This window comes from Candidatus Culexarchaeum yellowstonense (assembly GCF_024707025.1).
GTDB lineage: Archaea > Thermoproteota > Methanomethylicia > Culexarchaeales > Culexarchaeaceae > Culexarchaeum.
Genome location: NZ_JANGFQ010000029.1, coordinates 1 through 15,089, shown reverse-complemented (window position 1 = coordinate 15,089; position 15,089 = coordinate 1). Strand labels below are relative to the sequence as shown.

Genomic DNA, 15,089 nt, shown 5'->3' with positions numbered 1-15,089 from the left:
TGCTTGATCATGTGGGTAGGAAGCCCATAGAAGTTCTCTACCTCCTCGCAGCTGGATTTGGAAGTTTCATGCTAAGCATATCTAGGGATCCAACATCAATCCTAATATGTAGCATCATAATATCATTCTTCAATTTGGGGGCATGGTCTGCACTATACGCATACACACCTGAACTATATCCAACTGAGATTAGGGGGACTGGTTCCGGTGCAGCTGCAAGTATTGGTAGGATTGCCGGGATAATAGCCCCCACAGCCACTCCACTCATATACACGTATTGGGGTTTAAATGCTGCATTCACAGTTTTTGCATCAATACATTTCCTTGGCGCATTGGCCACATTAATCCTTGGATTTGAAACTAAGGGGAGGACACTGGAGGAGTTAGCTAAGTAGTAATAATACATTAATATATATTATTATGTTTTCAACTTGTTATTGTGGTCTTCTATGACTAGCAGAATTGTTTCAGCTGAACATCCACATACCGTTGAGGGGGTTCAGTATCACATTAAGTGTAAGCCTGGTGATGTGGCTAAATATGTATTGCTCCCTGGGGATCCTGATAGGGTTCCTAGGATAGCTAAGTATTGGGATGAAGCTAGGGAGGTTGCTAGGAATAGATGCTATGTAACTTATACTGGAACTTATAAGGGTAAACCCATATCTGCAACTTCCACTGGTATAGGTTGCCCATCTACGGCAATAGCTTTGGAGGAGCTTTTGAGGATTGGAGCTAAAACTTTCATTAGGGTTGGAACTACTGGTTCCATACGTTCAGAGGTTAGGGTTGGGGATTTGGTTATTAGTTCTGGTGCTGTTAGGCTTGAGGGTACTAGTAGGCAGTATGTTATGGTTGAGTATCCTGCAATTGCAAGTTATGAGGTTGTTTTAGCATTGATTGAGGCTGCTGAGTCTCTTGGGGTTAGGTATCATGTTGGTTTAACTGCCAGCACTGATAGCTTCTATGTTGGTCAAGCTAGACCTGGATTTAATGATTATCTTCCAAGCTTCTCTAGGAATATAATTTCTGATTTGCAGGCTTGTGGTGTTTTGAATTTTGAGATGGAGGCTTCCACAATATTCACTTTATCAAGCATTTATGGTGTTAGGGCTGGCGCTATCTGTGCTGTTTTGGCCAATAGGGTTACCAATGAATTTGTGGAGGATGCTGGGGTTGAGGATTGCATTAAAGTTGCCAATGAAGCTGTAAAAATATTGAGTGATTGGGATTCCCTCAAGGATTATAGTGGTAAACGGTACTTCTATCCGAGCTTGTTGTCGAAGTAGTTTCATTTGTTAAACCCTTAATTTTCATAAATTCTTTAACTATTTCTATCCCTGAACTTGTCCCTATCCTATCTGCTCCAAGCATAATATAGTGGATTGCGTCTATTAACGTTCTAATTCCACCTGATGCTTTAATCTTCTTATTGGAGTTCTCCTTTATTATCATTATGTCGCTTGGAACTACTCCTCTAGGTCCGAATCCAGTGCATGTCTTTATGTAATCCACTTCAGTTTCATTTAGTGTTTTTGATGTTAATGCTATTTCTTCATTGGTTAGGTATGGTGTTTCTATTATTGCCTTGATAACCCCTCCACCCCTCTTAACTATCTTTGATAGTATTTCAGCTTCACTTTTCACCTTATCATATCTCCCACTTTTAACGTATGATATATTTATCACGTAATCTATTTCATTTGCACCATCAGCCAATGCCCTTTCCACTTCAACCTTCTTTACTTCAATGTTTTGGTATCCAAGTGGGAATGATATTACTGTTGCCAATTTCATTTTTCCACAAACCCTCTCCTTAACTTCACTTATGTAGCATGGTGGTATTACTAGGCATGCGAAATTGTAGTTTAAACTTTTCTCAATGAATTCCATAACCCCCTTTACTCCCACTTCCGGTTTTAGCATGGTGTTATCTATGTGTTTGGATAATTCTTCAATGCTCATTTTGCTTATGTAATCTCTTATGATCCTCATTGATTAAATATCTCTTTAATCTAGCTTAAAGCTGTTTTGTTGGGTGCCTCTCAGTCCTATACCATTCAACTTTTGGTTTTATTAGTGAGTATAGTGTTGTTAAGCCTATTATAATCCACATTGGGAATGGTATTATGAAGGCGCGTTTATCCTCTATCTTTTCCCCAGTGATTATTAGGAAGAGTGGTGATATTAGCACAGATACTATTAGGTATATGCATATGTAGAGTGGTATGGGGTCTGGGTCTAATCCAATAATCTTTGAGATGGGGGCTATTAGTAGCGTGTATATTGTTGATATGGATATTATTAGGTATGAGATTGGTGATAAGTAGTATAATCCATTGACAATCTTAACTTTCAATGGCACATCCTCTTTAACTAGTCTTGTGAAGCATTGTATTAACCCCCTATTCCACCTCATCCTCTGCTTTATTAATGATTTCACAGTGTATGGTCCCCTCTCAATTATTATGCTGTCCATTAAAGCCATCCTTAACCCCCTCTTTGCGAATTCCACTGTTAGCATTGAGTCTTCAGTTAAAGTTTCTGGGAATCCCCCGATTCCTCTAATTGCTTCTGTTGATACGAATAGTCCTTCACCACTATAATGTGGGTAACTTGTTATGTATTTTAATGCTGGTAGAGCTATGTTAACCCATAGGCATGTCTCCACATATGAGAATAATTGTGGTAGCTTATTTCCACTCCTCAAAACCTTCACTCCCACCGAATCATATTTCTCGTCATTCATTAGGGAAACCCCCCTTGCTATCTGGTATGGGTCTAGTATGTCATCGTCTGCATCGTAAACCACTATGAATGGTTCATTGACGAATTTCAATGCATAATTTAGGCTTTTGGCTTTGGAGCTCCTTGATTCTGGGTGCACTATTATCTCATACTTAATGTTGTTTTCATCTAGAATTCTACATTTATCCATAACGCTTTTCATGGTTTCATCATCCCCCTTCTCCACTATGATGAGAACCCTCATCTTCCCCCTATCATAAACTTGGTTGGTAATGCTTCTGAAGGTTTTCTCTATACTTTCCCCCCGCTCTCTATACAATGGTATTAGTATTGCTATTCTTGAATTGAATTTTGGTTTTGGTTTAAGCCAAACTTTATCCTTAAGCTTCAATATTAAGCTTATGGTTCCCAGTGTGTGTAGGGAGAAGGGGATGGCTAAGAGTGTTATTAGGATTAATGTGAGCATGAATATTCACTTTATCAGCTTTCTAATCTGAGCTTATCTTGGAATATATTTAACCTATTCCATAAAGTTTATCCATAATTTTTATGGGAATATTTTAGGTTAAATTATGATTGGCGCTCAATTTATTTAAATAAAATTATATATTAGCTTTACCCATATATTTGGAAGCCTACATATCAAATGGATGCATTAATTTATAATTGTCGTATTATATTGTTGTTTGAGTGTTATGATTGATTGGGATGATATTTTAGAGGGTTTGAGGGATAAGTGGTGGAGGGGGTTTGGAGAGGATGTTGTGTTTTGAATCTTCATGAATGGGTAAACGTTAATATGTTTGTCTAGATTAATCTTTCTTCTTGGATGTCATTTACTTGTCCACGTTGTAATGGTAAACTTAGATTTCACAATATTGAATCTTCCACAAAATACTTTATTTCATGCGTTTCCTGCGGTTTATCCAGTTTGGTTGATGCGGGATTTAGGGATAAGATTCTCGCATACTACACTTTCCTAGATAATTATAGGGCTGGGAAAATCTCTGATTTTAAGGGTTTAATCCCCGAGCTAATCTCTCTAGGTTTGCTTAGAGATCCGAATGAGATTAGGGGTATGATTTCTAAATGTGGTTTAAGTGTTGAGTCTCTTCCTGAGGTTGTTAGGGATATCCTCTTCTCCCTTAGCGATTATGTTGCTCTATATAGGTTTATTGAACCCCCAAAGGTTGAGTATGGTTGTAGTGTTGATGAATTGAATGTTAATGATGGGTTGAAGAATGCTTTGAAGAGTTATGGTATTAATAGGTTGTATAGGTTTCAGGAAGAGGCTATTAAACGAATATTGAATGGTGAAGATATAGTTATAGTTGCACCTACGGGTTCTGGTAAAACTGAGTGTTTCGCAATTCCAATAATACATTTAATTGCATCTAGTAGGGATAGGCGATTCTATCCACTAGTCCCTGAAGGCTTGAGGGTTCTTAGAGCTCTATTCATATATCCAACTAAGAGTTTGAGTAGGGATCAACTTCTCAAAATTAGGAGATTGGCAACTCCATTGGGTGTTACTGTTAGGATATTTGATGGTGATACATCAACCTCTGAGAGGGAGGAAATATACAATAACCCTCCAGACATATTGATGACCAATTTCGATATAATCCATCATCACCTTTCCCATAGAACTCCATTATCAAATCATTTTAAGAGTGTTAGGTATATTGTTGTTGATGAACTTCATAGTTATGTTGGTGCTTTTGGAGCTAATGTTCATTGGATTTTGAAGAGGCTTCAGAGGGTTTGCGGCTATACGCAGATGATAGGTTGCTCTGCAACAATATCCAATCCTGGGGAGTTTGCCAGTATGCTTTTCGATAGGCGTGTTGGGGTTGTTGAGGGTTCTGGTAGGAGGGGTGGATTCCACTTCATAATGTTGTATCCATCAATTAGATCATTCTACTCTGCAATTGGGGATGTTGTTTCAAAGCTTGTGAAGTATGGTTATAAAACCATTGTCTTCTCCAATAGCCATGTGGAGGCTGAGGTTGTTAAACAGGTTCTTGATGATAGGAATGTTAAATCTTATGTTCATAGGGCTGGTTTACCGAAGAGTTATAGGGTTAAGGTTGAGGAGGATTTTAGGAGTGGGAGGATAATGGTTGTTTCAGCAACACCAACATTGGAGCTTGGAATAGATGTTGGCGATGTTGATTGCGTCATAACCTCCCCAATTGGTTTAGCTAGATTTATGCATAGGATTGGTAGGGCTGGTAGGAGGGGGCAGGAGGCTATTGCAATACTCATGCTTAGAGGTGGAGATCCCATAAGCGCTTACTATAAGAGGAATCCTGAGAAGTACTTTACATATCTTGAGCCAATATATGTTGAACCTAGAAACTTGATGGTTGCAAGAAATCAACTCATAGCTGCATGTATGGATAAACCATTATCCTCCGATGAGTTTAAAGGTTGGGCTGATGTTTTGAAATCCCTTACAGATGAAGGGTTTCTAAGTGTTAGGGGTAAACGTTACCATGCAACCATGGAGGGTAGGAGGATTCTGAGGAAGTATAATATTAGGGGTGCTGGTGGTAGGGTGGAAATATACTTTAATGGTAAAATTATTGGTGAGAGGGAGCTTCCAATAGCTTTAAGTGAATTATTCCCTGGAGCCGTCTACCTACATGCTGGTTTGAAGTTTAGATCTAAGAATTTCAAGATTAGTGGTAATTATGGGTATGTGGAAGTTGAACGCCTCCCAGATGACTTCCAATATAGAACTGATGCTAAGCGAACTGCATACCCGGAAATTATTGAGGTTGTTGAGGGGGGCGGAGCTTATGGTATTGAAGCATTATATTGTAGACTTAGGATTAGGGAAATTGTTGAAGGATACTATTTGAGAGACATTTTTAGCGGTGAAATCATTAGTGAAAATAGTTTGGTTGAGCCATTGGAATACTCATATGAGACTTACGGCTTCGTATTCAAAGCACCTGAACCCACAACCCACTCAAATTCATACAAAGATTACCTAGAATTTTTAGCTGGATCATTCCATGCAGTGGAGCATGTTTTGATTGAGAGTAGTGACATGTTTACTGGTAGTGGTTCTGGGGAGATTGGCGGGATATCCATGGGCTCCTCCGGCGTAATATTCGTTTATGATGGTGTTTTAGGGGGTTCTGGTGCATCACTACTACTCTTCAAGAACCTTGCAGAAGCCTTCTCCAAATCCTATGAGATCCTTAGAAGTTGTGATTGTAATAGTGTTGATGGATGCCCAAACTGCACATATTCATATAGGTGTGGAAATAATAATAAGCCTTTAAATAGGGTTGGCGCCATTGAAGTCTTTAAACTAATTTTAAGCGGCGCTAAGACTAGGGTTCGTGAGGAGGATTATGTTGCATTTAAACCTATAATGTGAATAGTAACACTTTTATATATCTTTGTGACACATTATTCTGGTGAATTTATTTGAAGGCTAAGTCCATTGCCATCTGTGCAGTGATGTCTGCCCTTTGGGTTGCATTGAATGTTAGTGTTGCTCCAATAATATTCTCATTGACAAACATGCCATTTGCATGCGACTTTATACATGCAATCATGGTCTTCACAACTTCATATGCATCCATGGAATTTGGGATTGCAACCCTCTCAGCCATAATAGTTCTAATAGTAACACTGTTTCAACGGGGCTTTGCATCCGGAATATACTTTCTAGGCTTCGTCCTAGGAGCACTATTGATAGACTTTCTACTCAGCTTAGTATTGAAGTTTAAGGGGCTGAGTGGATTTAAACGTGCCTTCATAATTGTTGAGGGATTATCAATAGTTTTCACGGCTTTTTCAGGGTTCATTATTGGATTGATAATGGCATTCCTTCAACCAGCTTTAGGTGTTAGGAATCCATTGGTTATTCAGATGGGTGGATGGATCTTCACATCATACTGGACTGGCATGCACACCATCGGCGGCATAATATCTGGTCCAGCCGTCTTCCTAGTTTTGAAGGCTATTGAAAAGGCTGGAGTGAGACCTCATGGGGGTTGAAAAACTATTTTCCAATAGTAAATCCATAGTGCTATTGAATTCCAATGATAGGAGGATTGGCATTGTCTTACTTAAACCTGGTGAAGATGTTGGTTTTCATGGTGAGGGAGCTTTTGAGGAGAAATTATATATTTTGAGGGGTAATGGTAAAGCAATAATTGGCAATGTTGAGAAGATGTTCAGCGAAGGCGAAATTGTACAAATAAACTCTTGCAAACATAATGTGATCAATTGTGGCAATGACATATTAATATACGTCTATGATTGTAGTGTAAAACGCTGAATGTTTGAAGCAAAATAAAAAATTAAAAAATTAAAATTTTTAATTATTTACTTTGCCTTAAACTTTCCCTCTGGAGTCTTTTCAACAACTCCTGCTTTAACTAGTCTCGTTAATTGCCCCTTAACTATTCCGGGCTTTGCACCTGTAGCTGCCACTAGTTCCTCCACAGTCTTAGGACCTGTCTTTAAGCTTTCCAATATTTTTGCTTTTACAGACATTTTGTTCACCCTCAATATTTGATTAGTGTATGATGTGATATATAAATTTTAACTTTTAATAAACATACTTTATTATAAAATCTTAAATTAGTTAAGTTACATTTTTTCATTTTTTTAAAGTCACTTAATACCCACAAATAATATATCATGATTGTTGATGTAAGTTTACGTATATTTATCGAGAAATTTTTAAATAGACATCTTCTTTAAATTGGATTGACTGGGGGCTGGGTGTTGGTTATGTCTGCAATTGATGCTTCTCAAAGAATTCCATATTCATTGAAGATTGTTTTAACATCGCTTTGTGCTGCACTTTACGCTATAGGCTCTTATTTCACAGCTTATATTCAATCTCCATGGGGGATGGGGCAGTTCCGCCCAGCAGTTGTAATACCTGCATTGTTTGCAACTCTCTTCGGCCCTTGGGTTGCAGGTGTAGGTGCAGCTATAGGTACTCTTATATGTGATTCCGTTAAGCATGGCACGCTTTATATGGGTAGTCTTATCGCAGCTGTCCCCGGGAATTTTATAGGTTTCTCAATTTTCGGCTATATTACCCATAGAAGGTTTAGTTGGGAGAAGTTTATTCTGGCTTCAAACGTCGCCTTAATTATTGGAAACATAATTACAGCTTTCCTATACATATTCGTATATAAGTTTCTTTTCGCTCAAGCCCTTATAATGCCATTTGAATCTCTAACAATCTTATCACTTGGGTTAACCCTCTTCTGGTATATAACCATGCTACCATTCGTTCTACTCATTACACCTCCATTGATACGAATAATTTCCACAGCATTCCCAAGTATAGTTCCCATGGATGTTAGGGAGGCTTCCCTTAAAAGTGCTCTTCCAAGGAGGAGTTTTGGTATAGCATTAATTTCCTCTGGGATATTTGCATTGTTCATTGGCATACTAATATCCTTCTCCCCACTGGGCATCTATCTATCCACAACTTTTAGAGGCTACTTCCCACCACTGGTTATGGATTTATTCCAGCTCCTCCTATACCTATGTGGAATTGTTCTTTCATTGCTTGGTTTGGGTGTGTTGAGTTTGAATGTTGTTAGTAGGAGGTAGTTTGCTTAAACGTTTTGATTAATTCCCCAATCCTTTCCCTAGCTTTTGATATTATTGGTTGTCCATGGCTTGGTAATGCAATTTCAAAATCCAATTCCCTATATATCCTTTCTATTGATTCTCTATTTTGATCTGGATTCATGGAGTAATGTGCTGGTATCTCCATTAAAACGTTATTTTCATTCACTATTAAATCCCCCACGAATAAAGCTTTATCCTCTTGGTGGTGTAGGCATATGCTTCCAGGGGTATGCCCTGGAGTATGTATGACTCTCATTCCATATACGATGTCTCCATCATCAACTTCAACGTCTACATTTACATATTTAACTCCTGCAGTTCTCTGGCTTTTCACTCTACCATCTATGTATTGTGTTTCCAGTTTGTGGGCTATAACCTTTGTTTTAAGTGTTTCCTTTAATTCCGCTAGGCATCCTATGTGGTCGCGATGGTGATGTGTAACTATTATTCCTTTGCAATTCTTCTCCCCTAGCCCTCTTCCTCTAATGTAGTCCAGTACTTTCATTGTATTGTCTGAACTTCCAGCATCTATGAGTACGTATCCATCGATATCTTTTACGATATATACGTTGCAAAATGATCCATCAATTAATTCTATGTGTCTCGTTATTATCATTTGTGATCGTAAATCCTTATATGAACTTCTATTTGAAAACTTTTCCATAATCACAATTCATATTGGTATTGGCAGTCTTGGCTCTCTGGGTTGCTCCACGATTAGTGATAGCTCTTGGCTCTTCCTTAATATAACAATTAATGCTGCTATGGATATTATGAATGCTGGTATTTGCATGTATTCATCTATGTTTCCAAGGTTTATTGTTTGTGATGTTATTTTGAAATCGTAGTTTATCATGTCACTTGTAACGTATATTAAAAAACCTTGTATTACTATTATTTGTGTTGATAGTGTCCCTTCACAATGCTTTATGAATCCATCGTAATCGTATAATGCATATAATTTCTCCACGTGTACTTTCACAGTATATGTCCTTGACGCTGCTCCCAGCGATATCTTTACTGGAACATTTAAGTCTATGTTATTCATGTTTATTTCAGCCCCCTTCTTTGATGGGTCATATAGTATGTTCATGCTTGTGAGTCTGCTTAGAAGTATCCTTGTCTCATCTGTGCTGACTTCCCTAATGTATGATTCTATTCTTGGTAGTTGAACTGCAGTGTAATCTATGTATTGATCTCCATCTATACTGTATTGTATCATCATAGCCTTTATATCTCCAGTTATAGGGTTTGCCATTGCATATATGTTTCCAGCAAGTAGGATTGCTATCAGAATTGTTAGAATTATTTTTGATGTGGTTCCAATCCCCCTTCCCACTCTTAATTCAATGGGTGGTGGCATTGTATATGTATAGTCAAATCTATACCCATACTCCTCCCTTCCAATAACATTTGATAGTATTATTGGTAGTATGGCTATTCCAGCTAGGAATCCACCTGCATGTGCAAATACTGCCACAGTTCCAGCAATCTTTGCATATCCATATAATACTTGCGTTGCAAACCAGAATATCAGGTAGTATTCTGCTCTAACTCTGAATCTCAATGGGAATGGGAAGAATATGTATGGCGAATACATGGTTAAATATGTTCCTGGATACATTATCAAGTATGCTCCGAGAACTCCACTTATAGCTCCTGAAGCTCCAACTGCTGGTATTATGTATGATATCAATCCACCCACATAACTGAATGCTGTATGAAATATTGAGGCTGCCACTCCTGAGAATATATATAGTGCAAGTAGCTTCTTCCCACCAATAACCCTAGTTATCGGTTTACCGAATAAGTATAGGTAGTACATGTTGAAGAATATGTGGAATATGTCTGCATGTATGAACATTGATGTGAAAATTCTATACATGTTTTGCGTATCCCCTATAAGTGATGGTATAAATCCAAACATGTTAACCCAGTAACTGCTTGTCTCCATGAAGAAGTTTTCATATGAGGTTATTAGGTATACTATTATGTTTATAAGTATTATGGCAGTTAGAATTCTCGTGCTTCTCTCATGCTCAATCATTATCCATCACAACGTTTTATTCAATATGTCTACACCAGATTTAAACATATACTTTTCGTATAGGGTATGGTTTATTAAGGTATTTTATTCAGTGTGTATTGGATATATTTTAGTGGTGTGAAGGTTTGCCTGAGTTCCTAGACATATATATTAAAGATTTATGTTTGAAGGCTAACTATCTTAAAAGTCTCTATAATCTTCATGGAGATCGTGGTTTAAGTGAAGCTTTAGGCAACTATTTTGGTAGATATTGGGTTGAATTCAATTTCCCAAAGGATTCAAGTGTGGATTTCAATGTTTTGGCTGTGGATAGTAGTTCTAGGCATTTGAGTACTGAGAATGGAGGGCTTTTCTATGTGGCTAGGGCTTTGGGTTTAACTGGATCTGGGGATACTTATCGTAGGGTTGATTGTGGATTTGATTTCTGTTTTACTGGTGATGGTAGTGATTTTGTTGGTAGGGTTATGGAGTGGTTGGAGCATCTAACGATCATGGATGCTTTGAATTCTGGTTTTAGGGGTGTTATTCTCCTTGATGGGTCAATATATGGTAGGCTTTCACATGTACCATTGGAATTCAATTTAACCAGTAACAAGGATTTCATGATCAGATATTTTGATGACCTAATTAAGCTTATGGATTTATGTAGGAGGTTCAAAGTTCCATTGATTGGTGTTAGTAAGGGTAGTGCATCCCACTTCTTTAGAGACTTCCTATTGGGATTGTTGGCTGTGGATGTTGGTGTTAAGCTTGGTTTTGATGCCCTTTCAATTAAGAATTACACTTTCAAAGTTTTTGATGATAGGAAGAATGCTGCAAACCTTTTAAGTGGGCTTCCAGAGGATTTGAAGAGGATTTTTATGGAATTGATCCATAGGAAACCGGATTTCCAACTCATACTTAGATATGCCAAGTCCACTGGCTACACGTATCCGCTACTACTCAATCCCCCTCCAAGGACTATTAGGGCATTTAAGCGTGCTGAGTTGAGTCCAATTGAATTCTTGAAGTCTGCTTTCCCCTACTCCTCAATTTCAGAGGATTTTGTTAATTGGGCTTCTGGGGTTGTTTCTAAGCTTCACGATCTTCCAGCCATAATATCCTTCCACGTCCTCCCATCTATTGGGGATACTCCAATGAGGGTTGATGTCCCCGCATGGGTTTTCGATGTTGATGAGAAATTCATTGATTTTAGGTGGCCTGAAGCTGTTGACGTTGATGTTAGCCCCATACTCAAAATTTTATCTGCTGGTTATTGTGGTTTAGATAATTATAATGTTTGGCTTACAAGTGTTGATAGGATGGTTAGGCTTGGTAGGAGGGTTTTTGAGGATATGTATCTATCTAAATTTGAGGAAATTGTTAATGCTAAGGTGACTTCGAGGGGGTATAGGCGTGTCAGGTATCCATGAAGGTTTAGATAAACTTGGATATGTTGTGGGTGAAGCTAGCCCCACATACTTCTACTTCATAGTTGATGAGGGTAAGTATCCCCCGAGGTGGGAGTATGTTGTTGTGAGATCTTTGGAGAATGTTGATGGCAATGATGTTGAAGTTATGGTTGTAGCTCAAATATGTGAGGTGTTATCTTCAAGTTTAGCCTTAGATCTCTCTTCCAAACCTAGGCATGAAGCTGTTGAGAGGATTGTTAAAGCTGGACTTGTGGATAGGAGGATAATTGCTAAAGCTAGGGTTTTAGGGTTCAATTATAATGGTGAAGTTTTACAGCCTAGGAGGGCTGTTCACCCTGGAAATGAAGTTTATAGAGCACCATCAAGCATACTAAAGGAATTCTATTCATACCCAGATTCGGAAAGCCTACATATTGGTTCACTGATAAATAGGGTTGATGTTCCAGTAAGCATATCCATTAGGGGGTTTAGGAGGCATCTGGCAATATTGGCTCAAACTGGTGCTGGGAAGAGTTATGCTGCAGGAGTCTTATTGGAGGAATTGTTGAAGAAGGGGGCTACTGCAATAGTTCTAGATCCACATGCAGACCACGTCTTCCTATCACGTAGTAGGAGTGGAGGCTTCTATTCTAAGAGGGTTACTGTATTTAGAACTCTTGAGAGTAGTGGGAGGTATAATGCTACTGATATAGGCTATATCTCCACATATGAAGTTAAGTTTTCAGATCTTAGTTTAGATGAGATACAAACAATTTGCGGTATTGAAGATAAATGGACAAACATAATATCTGCCATTGGAGATGCTCTTAAGAAGGTTAGAGAATTGAAGGGGGATTCATATGGATTGGAGGATTTAATTGAAATCCTAGAATCTAATAGTGATGATAGAAATTACTTGAGGGCGTTGAAATATGTTAGGAAGCTTCAGAGGATTAGGGTTTTTGGCGATGTAACTACAAATATACTAAACATTCTTAAGCCAAAGCATATTTCAATAATTGATTTATCTGGTTTAGATGATGAGGTTTCAGATTACATTGCATATAGAATTCTAAATGACACCTTCAATGCCGTTAAGTTGCAGAAGTATCCATATCCAGTTTTCATAGTTATTGAGGAGGCTCATAGATTTGTTCCAAATAAGGAGTCCACCCTTTCGAAGAGTATAATTAAGCGTATAGCTGCTGAAGGTAGGAAGTTCGGCTTGTTCCTCATAATAATAAGTCAGAGGCCTTCAAAGATAGATCCAGATGTTTTAAGTCAATGTAATAGTCAAATGATCTTGAGGATAACGAATCCTGGGGATCAGGAGGCTGTTAGAGTTAGCTCTGAGAGGATGAGTGAAGATTTGCTTAGGGATCTCCCAGGATTAAATGTTGGTGAAGCGGTGATAGTTGGGGAAGTTGTTAAGGCTCCAGTTATGGTGAGGATTAGGCCTAGGGAGACTATGGAGGGTGGTGCAGATATAGATGTTATCTCAAAACTTGCTGAAGCTTCAAGGGAGGCTGAGGAGAGTGAGAAGAGGTTACTGGAAAGGGTGGATGAGGAGCGTAAACATATTAAGGAATTAATTGAAGGATAATTTTGGTGATAAACCTTTAGGATAGCGCACATTTCTGATACCCATTTGGGGTATAGGCAGTATAATCTTGATGAGAGGGAATCTGACTTCTATGAGGTATTTAATGAAGCTATTGATGCAATTCTCAAGGAGGATGTTGACATAGTTATTCATTCAGGAGACTTATTCGATTCCCCACTACCACCAATAAAAGCCCTCAAAACATTTAGGGATGCTTTGAAGAGGATTTCAGATAAGGCTAAATTCATATCTGTTCTCGGAGATCATGATATGCCTAGGAGGCGTGGGCTTTATCCACACAGCCTCTTCGATAATGTTAAGGTTTTGGGTTTAGGTTGCCTTGAGCACATGGATTTTAATGGTTTACTGATAGCCGGTATATCCAATTTGAGGGGGAGGAGCATTGAACTTTTGAGGGAGGAGATAAAGAAGTTCGATAAGATATCCAGTGGATATAGGAAGTCCATATTCATTATGCATCAAGCTATAGATAGATATCTCCCCTTCGAAGGAGCTTATGAAGTTAGGGAAGATGAGCTTCCTAGAACAGCTTCATACTATGCTCTTGGACATATACACTCAAGGATTTTAACGAAGTTTGGCAAGGGAATATTGGCTTATGCAGGTTCAACTGAGATTAATAGTAGGAGTGATATCCCCTCTTGGCGTAAGGATGGTAAAGGCTTCTTCCTCGTAGATTTGGATGGTGATGAACCGAAAGTTCAGAAGGTCGATTTAAATGTTAGACCACAAATTGATCTAGAGTTAAATGTTATGGATAGGGGTGAATTGAGTAATGCACTGAAAGTTTTAAATGAAAACTTGACTTCCATATCAAAGCTTTCAAAGAAGCTTCCAATAATCCACTTAAACATTAAATGCAGAGATGTTGAGAGGCAGAGTATTATGAATAAGATTAACGATGCGATTAAGGGTAGAATTTTAACGTCTAGGATAAGTTTCGTGGAGGAAACTTCACTCCCATCAATAACTGCAATTAAGGGTGGTGTTGATCAGAGGGGGCTTATAGGTGAAATTTTGAAAAAGTATGGTTTAAGTGATGAGAAGTTTATTAATTTAGCCTTGGAACTTCAAGATCTCCTCGTAAATGATGAAATAGATGAAGCTGTAAACCTGGTGAAGAAGTTCTTTGGAGTTGATGCGAAATGATAATTTTAAAGGATATCACCATCAAAAACTTCCTATCACATGAAAATACGAAGATGAACTTCCCCTTAGGGGTAATAGTTCTAGTTGGCCCAAATGGTTCTGGGAAGACTGCCATAATGGATGCAATAATGCATTCACTACTTGGATTTAGGGGTGTTAGGAGTAGAGCCAGCAGCGTTGACGATCTAATAAGATTTGGAGCTAAATCCATGGAATTAGAATTGAACTTTGAAGCTGATGGTAGGGAGTACAATTTGAATTGGCGTAGGGAGAAGGGTGGTGAAGTGAATGCTAGACTTCAATGTAAAGGCGTTGGACTAATAACCGATTCAGCTACAAAGACAGTTCAAGAAGTCTTAAAGATAATTGGGATAGATAAGGATACATTGTTAAGCTCAGTATTCATACGTCAAGGTGAAATTACAAATCTAATAGAGGAAGAGCCAAGTAAGAGGAAGGAGGTTATAGGTAGAATACTGGGATTGGATAGGTATGAGAAGGCATATGA

At 38.3% G+C, this 15,089-nt stretch carries 15 protein-coding genes; 10 read left to right on the top strand and 5 right to left on the bottom strand.

Annotated features, from left to right (window positions below; all coding sequences use genetic code 11):
- Positions 1-395, top strand: a 395-nt coding sequence (locus MRT15_RS05550; protein WP_304328687.1) for an MFS transporter, incomplete at its 5' end; no start/stop codon positions are given.
- Between the two features lie 54 nt (positions 396-449).
- Positions 450-1,289, top strand: a complete 840-nt coding sequence (gene udp, locus MRT15_RS05545; RefSeq protein WP_304328685.1) for a uridine phosphorylase — start codon at positions 450-452, stop codon at positions 1,287-1,289.
- Here udp and deoC read toward each other — a convergent pair.
- Positions 1,237-1,995: a deoxyribose-phosphate aldolase gene (gene deoC, locus MRT15_RS05540; RefSeq protein WP_304328683.1), complete on the bottom strand. Its 759-nt coding sequence runs from the start codon at positions 1,993-1,995 to the stop codon at positions 1,237-1,239. The genes udp and deoC overlap by 53 nt on opposite strands.
- Before the next feature lie 25 nt (positions 1,996-2,020).
- Positions 2,021-3,214 (bottom strand): glycosyltransferase family 2 protein, encoded by a 1,194-nt coding sequence (locus MRT15_RS05535; RefSeq protein WP_304328681.1) that lies wholly within the window; start codon positions 3,212-3,214, stop codon positions 2,021-2,023.
- 465 nt (positions 3,215-3,679) lie between these two features.
- Here MRT15_RS05535 and MRT15_RS05530 point away from each other — a divergent pair, with 465 nt between their 5' ends.
- Genes MRT15_RS05530 through MRT15_RS05520 form a run of 3 tightly spaced genes read left to right on the top strand, consistent with a single transcriptional unit; the run spans position 3,680 to position 7,051 of the window.
- On the top strand, positions 3,680-6,142 hold the full coding sequence (locus MRT15_RS05530; RefSeq protein WP_304328679.1) for a DEAD/DEAH box helicase: 2,463 nt from the start codon (positions 3,680-3,682) through the stop codon (positions 6,140-6,142).
- Between the two features lie 50 nt (positions 6,143-6,192).
- Positions 6,193-6,768 carry a hypothetical protein gene (locus tag MRT15_RS05525; protein ID WP_304328677.1) on the top strand — a complete coding sequence of 192 codons (576 nt, stop codon included), beginning with the start codon at positions 6,193-6,195 and terminating at the stop codon, positions 6,766-6,768.
- Entirely contained in the window at positions 6,758-7,051 is a 294-nt protein-coding gene (locus MRT15_RS05520; protein WP_304328675.1) for a hypothetical protein, read from the top strand. The genes MRT15_RS05525 and MRT15_RS05520 overlap by 11 nt, the downstream gene beginning before the upstream one ends.
- Positions 7,052-7,098: 47 nt before the next feature.
- Here MRT15_RS05520 and MRT15_RS05515 read toward each other — a convergent pair whose 3' ends face one another.
- Positions 7,099-7,269 carry a helix-turn-helix transcriptional regulator gene (locus tag MRT15_RS05515; protein ID WP_304328673.1) on the bottom strand — a complete coding sequence of 57 codons (171 nt, stop codon included), beginning with the start codon at positions 7,267-7,269 and terminating at the stop codon, positions 7,099-7,101.
- A gap of 240 nt (positions 7,270-7,509) precedes the next feature.
- On the opposite strand from MRT15_RS05515, the gene MRT15_RS05510 reads away from it, so the two are divergent.
- A complete protein-coding gene (locus MRT15_RS05510; protein ID WP_304328671.1) occupies positions 7,510-8,349 on the top strand; it encodes an ECF transporter S component in 840 nt (279 codons plus the stop codon).
- On the opposite strand, the gene MRT15_RS05505 is transcribed toward MRT15_RS05510, so the two are convergent.
- On the bottom strand, positions 8,336-9,034 hold the full coding sequence (locus MRT15_RS05505) for an MBL fold metallo-hydrolase (protein WP_304328668.1): 699 nt from the start codon (positions 9,032-9,034) through the stop codon (positions 8,336-8,338). The two genes, MRT15_RS05510 and MRT15_RS05505, sit on opposite strands and share 14 nt — an antisense overlap.
- A 9-nt stretch (positions 9,035-9,043) precedes the next feature.
- The gene (locus MRT15_RS05500) at positions 9,044-10,417 is read right to left on the bottom strand and encodes a rhomboid family intramembrane serine protease (protein ID WP_304328667.1); all 1,374 of its coding nucleotides are present in this window, start codon (positions 10,415-10,417) and stop codon (positions 9,044-9,046) included.
- Positions 10,418-10,542: 125 nt separating this feature from the next.
- Between MRT15_RS05500 and MRT15_RS05495 the strand changes: the two genes are divergently transcribed.
- The 4 genes from MRT15_RS05495 to MRT15_RS05480 form a co-directional block, all read left to right on the top strand.
- The gene (locus MRT15_RS05495; protein ID WP_304328665.1) at positions 10,543-11,829 is read left to right on the top strand and encodes a DNA double-strand break repair nuclease NurA; all 1,287 of its coding nucleotides are present in this window, start codon (positions 10,543-10,545) and stop codon (positions 11,827-11,829) included.
- Entirely contained in the window at positions 11,813-13,411 is a 1,599-nt protein-coding gene (locus MRT15_RS05490) for an ATP-binding protein (protein ID WP_304328663.1), read from the top strand. The genes MRT15_RS05495 and MRT15_RS05490 overlap by 17 nt, the downstream gene beginning before the upstream one ends.
- Before the next feature lie 21 nt (positions 13,412-13,432).
- Positions 13,433-14,581 carry an exonuclease SbcCD subunit D gene (locus MRT15_RS05485; RefSeq protein ID WP_304328689.1) on the top strand — a complete coding sequence of 383 codons (1,149 nt, stop codon included), beginning with the start codon at positions 13,433-13,435 and terminating at the stop codon, positions 14,579-14,581.
- Positions 14,578-15,089: SMC family ATPase (locus MRT15_RS05480; protein ID WP_304328662.1), on the top strand; the 512-nt coding region annotated here is incomplete at its 3' end. The genes MRT15_RS05485 and MRT15_RS05480, both read left to right, overlap by 4 nt.

Bases quoted from the DNA above. Each gene is read 5' to 3' on its own strand.
- MRT15_RS05510 (WP_304328671.1), top strand. From the start codon at position 7,510: ATGTCTGCAATTGATGCTTCTCAAAGAATTCCATATTCATTGAAGATT.
- udp (WP_304328685.1), top strand. From the start codon at position 450: ATGACTAGCAGAATTGTTTCAGCTGAACATCCACATACCGTTGAGGGG.
- MRT15_RS05505 (WP_304328668.1), bottom strand. From the start codon at position 9,034: ATGGAAAAGTTTTCAAATAGAAGTTCATATAAGGATTTACGATCACAA.
- MRT15_RS05500 (WP_304328667.1), bottom strand. From the start codon at position 10,417: ATGATTGAGCATGAGAGAAGCACGAGAATTCTAACTGCCATAATACTT.
- MRT15_RS05535 (WP_304328681.1), bottom strand. From the start codon at position 3,214: ATGCTCACATTAATCCTAATAACACTCTTAGCCATCCCCTTCTCCCTA.
- MRT15_RS05515 (WP_304328673.1), bottom strand. From the start codon at position 7,269: ATGTCTGTAAAAGCAAAAATATTGGAAAGCTTAAAGACAGGTCCTAAG.
- deoC (WP_304328683.1), bottom strand. From the start codon at position 1,995: ATGAGGATCATAAGAGATTACATAAGCAAAATGAGCATTGAAGAATTA.
- MRT15_RS05520 (WP_304328675.1), top strand. From the start codon at position 6,758: ATGGGGGTTGAAAAACTATTTTCCAATAGTAAATCCATAGTGCTATTG.